Below are 10618 nucleotides of genomic sequence, written 5' to 3'. Positions count from 1 at the left end.
CTTCCGGCCGGGCGTCCCGGGTCCGCTCTGCGGGCCGGGGACGACCTGTTTCCGGTGATCGGACACTCTGCCGAAACGGCGTATCCGCAGGCAGCGAGGGTCGTTGTCCTGGGTGGCGGCGGTCGGCGGGATTTCTTAACTCTTCGATCGCCGGAACGGACTCCTCCAGGGCCGGTCGCGACTGGTAGGGTTCACGGCTGTCGGTCGGCGCGATGACGCACCGGGTGTGCCCGGTCACGGCTTCGTTCCGGCAGGCGGAAAACGGGGCTTTCTGTCGGTGAGAGCGAGACGGGTCTGCCCTGAGCCCGGCTCCGTCCAGTTGGGGAGGCACGTGTCCGTGGGTCGCCAACTGGCTGGCACCACCGGTGTTCCCCGGCCTGCCCGCGCACTCGCTGATCCCCTCCCGGCCCACCCCGTGCAGGTGGTGGCACGCACGTGGTGAGAAGCGGTGTGGACCGGCCGGCGATCAGCACCGGACCGGCCCTGATGATCCCGGCCGGATACCCGAGAGACCTGCCCAGCGCGCTGCTCCGCGCGGCCCGCGATTTCGGCGGCGCCGGTGTGGTCGAGATCGGCCCCGACGGCCGCGAGACCAAGCTCGACTTCCCAACCCTGCTCGAGCTCGCCGCCCGCATCCTGGCCGGCCTGCGGGCGAACGGCGTACGCGCCGGCGACCCGGCGGTCGTGCACTGCACCGAACCGGTCGGATTCTTCGCGGCGTTCTGGGCCTGCACGCTGGGCGGCATCCGTCCGTTGCTGATGGCCCCGAGTCCTGAGGGCGACCGGTCCGAGGAGGGCCGCGAACGGCTCCGCAAGCTGACCGACCTGCTCGGCTGGACGGTCCTGATCGGCCGCCCGTCCGACCTCCCGAACGACCTCGGCCTGCCGGTCCTCGACCCGGACGCTCTCGCGGGTCATGAGCCGACGTCGGAGTTCCACCGGCCGGCCGCGGACGACGTCGCCGTACTGATGATGTCGTCGGGCACCAGCACCGGTGCACCGAAGATCGTGCAGTTGACGCACCGTGGGCTGGTCGAGTTCGCTGCCGGTACGCCGGCCATGCTGCCGGTGCGACCCGGACAGACGACGCTGAACTGGCTGCCGCTGACCCAGAGCGGTGCGTTCCTGCTGTACCACCTGCTGCCCGTGTTCACCGGCTGCACCAACGTGCACGTGAACACCGACTGGGTGCTGGCCGATCCGCTGCGCTGGCTGGACCTGATGGACCAGCACCGGGTCAACCACTCGTGGTCTCCGAACTTCGGCTATCGCCTGGCCACGCAGGCGATCGCGGGCGAGCCCGACCGGCACTGGGACCTGTCCGCTCTGCGCAGTCTGGTCAGCGGTGGCGAGCAGATCACCGTGCCGGTGATGTCGGAGTTCCTGCGGCTGACGAACCGGTTCGGCGTCGTACCGGAGACCTTCGTCGCGGCGTGGGGGATGACCGAGACGGTCACCGGGATCACGTTCGCGCGGCCCGGGCTGACACCGAACGTGCACCGCGTCCGGATCCCACCGACCGGCGTGATCGAGTGGGTCGACCAGCGGCCGGCTACCGGGAAGGTCGCGGTCGCCCGGCCGGGTAAGACGCGGGCCGAGGCGCCGGGTGTGCTGAGCCTGGTGTCGGTGGGTGCGCCGGCTCCGGGGACGACGGTGCGGATCGTGGCGCCGAACGGTGCGGTGCTGCCGGAGGGCCGGATCGGTCAGCTGCAGGTCGCGTCCGCGCGGGTGACACCGGGGTACCTGGGCAACCTGGAGGCGGACCGGGCGGCGTTCCCGATCGGCAACTGGCCGGCGCGGAAGTGGCTGGCGACCGGGGACCAGGCCTTCATCACCGGCGGGCAGGTGGTCATCACCGGCCGGGACAGCGAACGCATCATCATGTCCGGGAAGCTCTACTACGCGCACGACATCGAATCGGTCGCTGCGACGGTGGTCGGTGCCGAGCAGGGCCTCGTCGCGGCGTGTGGGATCGCGGACGGGGAGAGTGGGACCGACCGGCTGGTCGTGTTCTACGCGCTCACGCCGGAGTCGATTCCGGGGATGGATCAGGCGATCCGGAGTCTCGTCCTGGCCCGGCTCGGGCTCGAGGCCGAGGTGATCGGCGTACCGCGGCGGGACTTCCCGACCACACCCGGCGGCAAGATCCTGCGCCCGCTGCTCAAGCAACGCTGGATCGACGGCACGCTCGAAACACCTCCCCACCCGTACGTCGAACCGGCCGGCGCCAACTCGTACTCCGGCCCCGCCGGCGAAGGCCCGCACGCCAACGCCGCCGACACCCTCATCTCAGCCGAAGAAGACCCGGCCGAACGCACCACCGAACTCCCGGTAGTCCGCCTCGCCTGGAAACGCACCCTCCAACAATCCATCCCCATCCCACCCCAACGCCCCACCCTCGGCACCCCCACCTCGCCGGTCACCGCCGACCCAACCGCCGACGCGCCCACCGAACCAGAGCCCGCCCCGATCCCGGACGTCGAACAAACCACAGAGCTCCAACGAGTCCCCGCCACCGACGAGCCGCCTCCCCCCGCACAGGCCAAGTCCCCCAAGCCCACCGAGCACCCAGCCGAGGCGCCCGAGGCCGAAGCCCAGCCCCAGCCGCAGCCCACCGCCGAGACCGAAACCACCCCCGATCTCGAGCCAACCGCCGAGCGCGAGCCCACCGCCGACCTTGAGCCAACCGCCGAGCTCGAGCCAACCGCCGAGTTCGACCCGGCCACCGAGCGTGAGCCCGCCGAGGAAGCGTCCGAGCAGCCCGCCGAGCCGCAGCCGGAGTCCGTCGCGGCCGTGGAGCCGACGCAGCCCGTCGAGGAAACCCCTGACGAGCCTGCCGCGGAAGCACAGCCGCAGCCGAAGCCCACCGCAGAGCCCGAGGCAGTCGAGCCCGCCGCGGAAGCGGCCGACGAGCCTGCCCCGGACGCGCCCCCGGAGCTGAACGCAGAGACCCAGCCAACCGAGCCCGCCGAAGAAGCACCCGACGAGCCCGCGGCCGAAGCACAGCCGCAGCCGGAGCCCGAGGCAGCCGAGCCCCCCGCGGAAGCGGCCGACGAGCCTGCAGCCGAAGCACAGGCCGAGCTGGAGCCCACCGCAGAGTCCGACCCGACCGAGCCCGCCGACAAAACAGCTGAGAAGCTTTCGGCCGAAGCGCAGTCGGAGCCGGAGCCCTCCGCGGAGGCCGACCCGGCCGAGCGCGCTGAGGGAGCGGTTGAGGAGCTTTCGGCCGAAGCGCAGTCGGAGCCGGTGCCCTCCGCGGAGGCCGAGTCGGCCGAGCGCGCTGAGGGAGCGGTTGAGGAGCTTTCGGGCGAAGCGCAGTCGGAGCCGGTGCCCTCCGCGGAGGCCGAGTCGGCCGAGTCCGTCGAGGGGACGGTTGAGGAGCTTTCGGGCGAAGCGCAGTCGGAGCCGGTGCCCTCCGCGGAGGCCGAGTCGGCCGAGTCCGTCGAGGGAACGGCTGGGGAGCCTGCGGCCGAAGCGGATCTGGCTTCGGAGACTGAGCCGATCGAGCCTGCTGAGGAAGCGCCTGAGGAGCCTGCGGCCGAAGTACAGCCGGAGTCCTCCGGGGAGGTCGGGTCGGCCGAGCCTGTCGAGGCAGCAGCCGAGTCGGCGGCCCTCGAAGCACCGCTGGAGTCTGCTGACGGGACAGAGTCGGTCGAGCCTGCCGCGGAAGCACCTGAAGGACCCGCGGCCGAAGCACAGGCCCGGTCTGAGCTCCCGGAGGCGCGGTTCATCGCGCAGTACACGATCACGCAGGCCCCGGCCCTCGACGTACCAGCCGAAGACCGCACCCCCGAACCAGTCGCCAAGGCAACCGACCCCGACCAGCCCCAGCCCGCCGCCGAAGTCACCGCCGACGAGCAGGAGCCCGAGGCCGAGCTGGAACCAGCCGCCGAAACCGAGCCCGCCGACGAGCAGGAGCCGGAGGCCGAGCTGGAGCCGGCAGCCGAAGCCGAGTCCGAGGCCGCCGCCGACGAGCAGCAGTCTGAGACCGCCGATGACGAGCAGGAGCCGGAGGCCGAGCCAGCTGCCGGAGGTGAAGCCGCGGCTGCCGCGGAGGCCGTTGCCGAAGAGCAGCGCGAGGCTGAGGCGACGCAAGTGGCCGAGTCGACCGGGACGGTCGACCAGCCGGCCGCCGATGCGACCTCCGAGGAGATCGCAGAGCCTGAGCAGGCTGAATTCGCCGAGGAGCTAGCCGCAGAAGCTGAGCCGGTCGAGGAGGTACCTGCGGAGGCTGCACGGGAGCAGTCCGCGGTGGGTGCGCCGGCGGAAGCCGTCGCGGTGGCAACCGTCGAGGGTGCCTCTGCAGCACAGCCGGTTGTGGACGGAGCTACCGAGCAGGTCGCGTCCGAGTCCGCGGCGGACTCTGACCTGGAGTCGGGCGACGTGGGCGAGCAGGTAGCGGACGCCGGGCAGGAGTCGGAAGCTGAGCTCGCGCGGCAGTCCGCCGAGCAGGAGCCCGAACGCACGACCGCGCAGGCTCACGCAGAACCTGCGCCGCAGTCCGAGACCGCGCAGGAGCCGCGTTCCGGGAGCGCGCAGGAAGCTGAGCTCGCGCCGCAGTCCGCGACCAGGCAGGAGGCTGAGCCCGCGCTGCAATCCGGGGCCGTGCAGGGAGCTGAGGCTGCGCCGCAGATCTCGCAGCGGGGTGAGTCTGAGGTGGTGGCTGAGGGGGCGCGGCGGGGGCAGCAGGAGCGGGGGTCGCGGCGGGTTGTGGAGCCGGTGGCTGTGGTGGGGTTGGCGGGGCGGTTTCCGGGCGCGGAGACCCTGGAGCAGTTCTGGGACAACCTCGTGGGTGGGGTGGAGAGCCTCCGGCGGTTCACGAACGAGGAGGTGAGCCAGGCCGGCGGGCATGTGGACGACGAGCTGGTGGCCGTCAGCGGTGTGCTCGACCACGTGGAGTCGTTCGACGCGAAGTTCTTCGGCCTCAGCGACCGTGAGGCCGAGTTGATGGATCCGGCGCAGCGGTTGTTCCTCGAGGTCTGCTACCAGGCGCTCGAGCACGGCGGGTACGCGGGCACCACCGGCCGCGTCGGCGTGTTCGCGGGCTCCGGCATGAACCTGTACACCCAGCAGCACCAGTCCCGCGATTCCCTCGCCACCCGAGTCGCCTACCGCCTCGGCCTCACCGGTCCAGCCATCGGCGTACAGTCCGCCTGGTCCTCGTCCCTGGTCGCGGTGCACCTGGCCTGCCAGGCGTTGCGCTCCGGCGATGCGGACCTCGCACTCGCCGGTGCAGCCGCCGTACAGGTGCCTCAGGCAACGGGCTACCTCCCGGCACCGGAGTCGATCCTGTCGCCGCGCGGCCAGGTCCGTGCGTTCGATGCGGCCGCCGACGGTACGGTCGGTGGGAACGGCGTCGCCGCCGTACTGCTGAAGCGCCTCGATCAGGCCGTCGCCGACGGGGACACCGTGTACGCCGTGATCCGCGGCACCGCGGTCAGCAACGAGGACGCGCCTTCGGGCAACCAGGTCGAGCTGATCGAGCGTGCGCTGGAGCGGTCCGGGTTCGCGGCGGACTCGCTCAGCTACATCGAGGCGAACGCGATCGGCAGCGCCGCCGCGGACTCCGCCGAGGTGAAGTCGCTGACGACCGCGCTGCGCAGGCACACCGACAAGGTCGGCTTCTGCACGATCGGCTCGGTGAAGCCGAACATCGGCCACCTCGACAGTGCCGCGGGCATGGCCGGCCTGATCAAGACCATCCTGATGCTGCAGCACCGGATGCTGGTCCCGACGATCAACTACACCGAGCCGAACGCGGACCTCGGGCTCGACGGCAGTCCGTTCGTGATCGGCACCGAGGCGCACGATTGGGAGGCCGGTACGACGTTGCGCGCGGGCGTCAGCGCTCTCGACGCGGGCGGTACCAACGCGCAAGTCATCCTGGAGGAGGCGCCGCGGCAGATCCGTCGTGGCGACGACGGACCGGTCGTGCTGCCGCTCTCCGCGCCCGATCCGGACGCTCTGGCAGACCTGGTCGAGTTGTTCCGCACCGATCTCGGCCACGGCACCGGACACCGCCTGATCGACCTCGCTGGTACGGCCGCCCTCGGCCGACCACCGCACCGGTACCGCATCGCAGTAGCGGGCGCGTCCGAGGCCGAGCTGGTCGACGCACTCGGCTCAGCTCAGGCAACCGAAGTCCCACGCGGCGGACCGGGTCCGCTGGGCTACGCGTTCACCGGACAGGGCGCTGCGCGGCGTGGGATGGCCGCTGCGCTTGCTGCTCGCTTCCCGGTCTTCCGCTCGGTGCTGGACGAGTGCGACCGCGTGTACGCCGAGGAGACCGGTGGCAGCCTGCTGGAGCTATTGCTGACACCTGCCGGCGCATCTGAGGGCGTCTGGCCGACAGAGACCGCGCAGCCCGCACTGTTCGCGTTCGAGCTTGCCCTAGCGCGGCTCTGGCAGTCGTTCGGTGTGCAGCCCGCGTTGGTGGTCGGTCACAGCGTGGGGGAGTACGCCGCCCTGTGCGTGGCCGGTGCCTTGTCACTGGCGGACGGCGTACGGCTGACTGCTAAGCGCGGCGAGCTCATGCAGCGTGGCACAGTGCCCGGCGCGATGGTTGCTGTGCGTGCGGACGCGGACCGGGTTCGCGAGCTGACGCAGACGCCGGGCGTGGAGATTGCCGCAGGCAACGGTCCGCAGTCGTTCGTCCTGACCGGGTCCGAGGTGATCGTCGGGCAGCTCGCGGAGCAGCTGGACCGGCTGGAGGTCGCGTACCAGCGGCTGGACGTGGATCGGGCGTTCCACAGTTCGTTGGTGGACCCGATCCTGAAGGACTTCGCGGCGATCGTCCGGGAGATCACGCTGAAGCCGCTGCGAACGCCGATGGTGTCGAGCTGGTCCGGCGATCTGCTCGAGTCCGGGACGGTGCTGGACGGCGACTACCTGGTCGGGCAGTTGCGGCAGCCGGTGCTGTTCGGTGACGCGGTCGAGGCGGTCACGGCCGCCGGTTGCCGTCGCTTCCTGGAGCTCGGGCCGGACGCCGTACTGAGTCCGGCCGGGCGGCGGATCGCGCCGAACAGTACGTGGATCCCCGCGCAGCGGCTGGGGCAGGATCCGGTGCTTGCGACGATGAACGGGCTGGCCGAGCTGTACGAGCAGGGCACCGAGATCGCATGGTCGAAGGTGTACTCCGATGGCGGTCGCGTGCCGTTGCCGACGTACCCGTTCCGGCGTGTGCATCACCCGGTCGACACCTCGGCGGCCGGGCTTGCTGGTGATGGTGTGGGGCGGCCGGCCCGCGTGCAGCCGAGCCCGTTCGAGCGCGCGGCTCGCGCGCAGGCGGTTGTCTTCGAGCCATCGAGTGCGGCGGTGAAGCGGATCCCGCTGGATCCGCCGGCCGAGCCAGAGGTTGCTGAGAGCAACGATCCGGTCGAGGAGCAGTCGCCCTTCGCGTTGCCGGCCGAGACGCATCAGATCGACGCGGACTACCTGGCGCAGGCCGGGGTGCTGTCCGGTGACGAGATGTCGGCCGAGCGGTACCGCGACTCGCTGGACCTGATCCTGGATCTGACGTGTGAGGCGCTGAACCTCGATCCGTACGACTTGACCGTCGACCACACGTTCGCTGAGCTCGGCGCAAGGCCGGACTCGATGGCGCGGGTCATCACCGAGATCAACTCGCGCTTCGAGGTGACGCTCACCCCCGAGGACCTGTTCAGCGCCTACACCACTCCGCACAAGCTCGCCACGGCCGTCGCCACGCGGGCCCCGGAAGCCTCGGAGGCGGAGCAGGCGGCCGTTGCAGCCCAGCCGGAGAACATCGCCGAAGCACTCGAAGCGTCCGAGGACGTCGCGGTGGAAGCCCGCGCCGAGAAGGCGGAGGACGTCGCGGCGGAGGCTTCTGCTGAGGAAGCGGAGGTCGAGCCTCCTGCTGAAGAGCCCGAGGAGACGGCTCAGGCGGAGTCGGTGGAGGTTGCGCCGGTTCGCGATGCGCGGACCGCCTTGGCTGATCTGGGCTCCGGGCTGGCGGAGTTGGCGGCGAAGGTCGATGAGGCTGCGGCGGCTACCAGTGAGGCTGAGCTGCCGGGCAACGGGATGGCCGTGCTCATGTCGCAGCAGCTCCGCGTGGCCGGTCAGTTGGTGGACGGCGTCACCAAGCTGATGCGCGAACAGCTCGCCCTCCTCGAAGCCGCAACCTCAGAAGACCCGACAACCTCTGAACACTTCCCCGACCCATCGACTCCGGCCGAGCCGGAAGGCGTGCAGGACGTGGACGATGGCGCCGAGGCCGTCGATGCAGTGCAGGCTGAGGCACCCGCGGCGGGCCCCACGAACGCTCCAGATGCTAACGCGGAAATACAGGCCGAGGCTCGCACGGGCGAGGATGTTGAGCGGTTGCGGCGGGACCTGGGTTACTGGGAGATGGCGCTGGCGGGCGCTGAGCCGCTGGTCCTGGTTGCGGATGGAGTACGGCCGGCCGCGTCGGGCGCTGTCGGGTCGGTGAAGAAGGAGTTCGAGGAGGAACTCGGGGACGCGGTGTTCGTGTTCAGCCGAGGCCGGAAGGTCTCCCCGCTGATGACGATGCTGGCGGCCGTCGGGACGGTGCTCGGGCGCTTCGCGGCGCAGGACGACGTGACGATCGGAACCGCGCTGATCCGGCCCCAGGGCGACACCTCGACGGCGGCCCGGCGCGCGCTCCCGATCCGGATCGACCTGTCCGGCGAACCCGACCTCGGCGAGCTCGCGCACCGGGTGCGCGACGTGACGGCCGGCGCGTTCGACCACGCCGGCACGGACCTCGCCGTACTCGAGCGTGACCCGCTATTCCAGGTCCTGGTCGAGTTCGAGGACGGCGACGACGAGCTGCCCGAACCGCTCGACCTCCGCCTGCGGCTGACCCACCACGGCGCCGGCATCACGTGTACGGCGGACTACCGCTCCGGACTGTTCGAGCAGCGCACGATCGACCGCCTCGTCGCGTACCTCGAAGCGGTCCTGCGTCGCGCCACCACCCAGCCGAACCTGCGCCTGCCCGACCTGATGTTCCCGATCGAGTCCGACCTCGAGGCCCTGCGCGAGCTGGAAGGCGACACCGCTCCGGCCGGCCCGATCGGTCGAGTACGACGAGACGCCGTCGTCGCCGGCGAACTCAGCGGACTGCACACCCTCTTCGAGCAGCAGGTCGCCCGAACCCCGGACGCGACCGCGCTGATCCAGGGCGAGCGTGAACTGACGTACGCCGAGCTCGATCGCCGGGCCAACGCGCTGGCCTGGCGGCTCGTCGACCTCGGCGTGAAGCCCGGCCAACTGGTCGCCGTACGTGTTGCCCGAGGCACCGAACTGGTCGTCTCGGTGCTCGCCGTACTGAAGTCCGGCGCGGCGTACTTGCCGCTGGATCCGGGCGTACCCGAGTCGCGCTGGGCGTTCATGGTCGCGGACTCGTCGGCGGTCGCGCTGGTCGGTGACGACGCAGCGCTGGCGGACCGGCTCGGCCTGCGGCTGGTCCCGGTCGCCACGTCGAACGGCGATGCGCGGGCGCGGCAGGCGCCGCCGGTGCGGGCCGCCGCGGATGATGTTGCCTACTGCATCTACACGTCCGGCTCGACCGGGAACCCGAAGGGCGTTGTCGTCCCGCATCGCGGTCCGGTCAACCTGATCCGGCACTACTTGCGGACCCGGAGTTCGCTGCGGACGCTGCAGTGGACCTCGTTCGGTTTCGACGTTCACGTGCAGGAGATGTTCACCGCGCTCGCGTCCGGCTCGGCGCTGGTGCTGATCGGCGAGGACGACCGGTACGACCCGGACGCGGTGATCGCGGCGCTGCGGGATCACGACGTCGAGCGGCTGTTCATGGCGTTCAGCCCGTTGACGGCGTTGCTCGCGACCATGCGGCGGCTGCCCGAGTTGCCCGCGCTGCGGGAGATCGTCGCGGGTGGCGAGGCGATGGTGCTGACGCACAAGGTGCGCGACTTCCTCGAGGCGCATCCGGAGTGCCGGCTGTTCAACGAGTACGGCCCGGTCGAGGCGTCGATCGTGACCACGATCCACGAGGTCGACCCGGCGGTGGACCGGCCGTCGATCGGGCGTCCGGTCGAGGGCGTCGTCGTACGCCTGCTGGACCAGGCGCTGCGGCCGGTGCCGGTCGGTGCGGTTGGCGAGATCCACCTCGGCGGTCCGGCCGTTGCCCAGGGCTACATCGGGCGGCCGGAGGAGACCGAGCACGCGTTCGTGCCGGATCCGGGCCATCCGGGGGCGCGGCTGTACCGCAGCCGGGACCTGGGTCGCTGGCGGGCGGACGGGACGCTGGAGTACCTCGGCCGCGCCGACGACCAGGTCAAGATCCGCGGGCACCGCGTCGAACCCGGCGAAACCGAACACGTTCTGGCGGATCAGCCGGGTGTGGTCGACGCCGTCGTGGTCGCCCGTGCGGACCCGGCCGGCGACACCTGCCTCCTCGGGTACGTCGTTCTCGAGGACAGCGATCCGGCAGTTCTGGCCCGCCTGATGCTCGACCTGACCAAGGAGCTCCCGATCTACCTGGTCCCGGCCGACCTGATCCCGATCGAGGAACTCCCGCTCGACGACAACGGCCGCTTGGACCGGACCCGTCTTCCCGAACCCGAGTGGCTCACGCCGTAGAGGACTGTTCTGCACCGTGGACGGGGGTTGTCGG

General features: G+C 71.0%; 1 protein-coding gene. It reads left to right on the top strand.

Going from position 1 to position 10618, the window contains the following annotated elements:
• Positions 1-435 precede the first annotated feature (435 nt).
• Positions 436-10584 carry an amino acid adenylation domain-containing protein gene (locus tag AB0I34_RS22575; RefSeq protein ID WP_360447888.1) on the top strand — a complete coding sequence of 3383 codons (10149 nt, stop codon included), beginning with the start codon at positions 436-438 and terminating at the stop codon, positions 10582-10584.
• Positions 10585-10618 lie beyond the last annotated feature (34 nt).

Source organism: Kribbella sp. NPDC050281 (genome assembly GCF_040655855.1).
Classification (GTDB): Bacteria; Actinomycetota; Actinomycetes; order Propionibacteriales; family Kribbellaceae; genus Kribbella.
Note: the sequence above shows the minus strand (reverse complement) of the source record. Positions and strands in the feature narration are given on the sequence as shown.